The following is a 1,455-nucleotide window of genomic DNA, read 5'->3' as shown; positions in this document are numbered from 1 at the left end:
TGTCCGCCATCAGCACCCATGGAACAGACTAGGTTGATTGCGTAGCGGAGGATTTCAGGCTCATCGTAACCATCAGAGAGTGGAGATGAGAATGAAATCCGGGAAACAGAAAGCGTCAGCAGAGAGAGTTGTCAAAGACATCCGCAGGAAGACACGGCGCCAGCATTCGGCAGAGGAGAAGATCCGTATTGTGTTGGATGGGCTTCGTGGTGAAGACAGCATAGCGGAGCTGTGTCGCCGTGAAGGAATAGCTACGAGCCTGTATTACAGCTGGTCGAAAGAGTTCCTTGAGGCCGGTAAGAAGCGGTTGGCTGGCGATACCGCACGCCAGGCTACCAGCTCTGAGGTGAAGGATTTGAGAGCGGAATCGTCGGCGCTGAAAGAGGTAGTCGCCGACCTGACCCTTGAGAACCGGCTGCTCAAAAAAAGCATGTTCGAGGATGGGGGAGACGACGAATGAGATATCCCGCATCCGAAAAGCTTGAGATCATTCGGCTGGTTGACGGTTCGCACCTGCCGATCAAACGCACACTGGAAAAGCTCGGCATTCCCAGAACGACCTTCTACCGCTGGTACGACAGGTATCTGTCTTTCGGCGAGGCCGGGCTTGAGGATCGCCATTCCCGGCCAGGTAGGGTTTGGAACCGCATCCCCGACAAGGTGCGCAAGCAGATCGTGGAACTGGCTCTGGAAGAACCCGAGTTATCGCCCCGCGAGCTTGCGGTGCGGTTCACCGACACCAGGCGCTACTTCGTTTCTGAGGCCAGTGTTTACAGGCTTCTGAAGGCACAAGATCTGATCACTAGCCCAGCCTGCATCACCATCAAAGCGGCGGATGAATTCCATGAGAAGACTGTGCGGCCGAACCAGCTTTGGCAGACCGACTTCACCTATCTCAAAGTCATCGGTTGGGGCTGGTTCTACCTGTCTACGATCCTGGATGATTACAGCCGTTACGTTGTCTCTTGGCGCCTTTGCACCACGATGAAAGCTGACGATGTCACAGGAACGCTGGAAGACGCTTTGGCTGCATCAGGTTGTGACAGTGTCACCGTTGCCCACAAGCCCCGGCTGCTCAGCGACAACGGCAGCAGTTACATCTCTGGCGAGTTGGCGAAATGGCTGGATGAGCAGGGTATGGATCATGTTCGGGGAGCGCCCAACCATCCGCAGACCCAGGGCAAGATTGAGCGATGGCATCAGACGATGAAGAACCGTGTCCTGCTGGAAAACTACTATCTGCCAGGAGCGCTCGAACAGGCCATCGGCGACTTCATCAATCACTACAACCACAACCGATACCACGAGAGCATCAGCAATCTGACACCCGCCGATGTCTATTTCGGTCGAGCCGAAACAATCCTCAGACGCAGAAAGGAAATCAAACACCAGACAATCCAGAAACGCCGCTTGCTGCATCATCAGAACGCGGCGTAGATTGAAACTGCGGCGAGC

At 55.1% G+C, this 1,455-nt stretch carries 1 protein-coding gene; it reads left to right on the top strand.

The window, feature by feature from the left end; genetic code table 11:
- Positions 1-85 precede the first annotated feature (85 nt).
- Positions 86-1,437 (top strand): IS3 family transposase gene (locus ACR0D9_RS20580; RefSeq protein WP_170717543.1). Its coding sequence is split into 2 segments (ribosomal slippage): positions 86-422 and positions 422-1,437, totalling 1,353 coding nucleotides; the frame shifts between segments, so codons are not numbered across the junction.
- Positions 1,438-1,455 lie beyond the last annotated feature (18 nt).

Source organism: Ruegeria sp. AK11, assembly GCF_056541095.1.
Note: the sequence above shows the minus strand (reverse complement) of the source record. Positions and strands in the feature narration are given on the sequence as shown.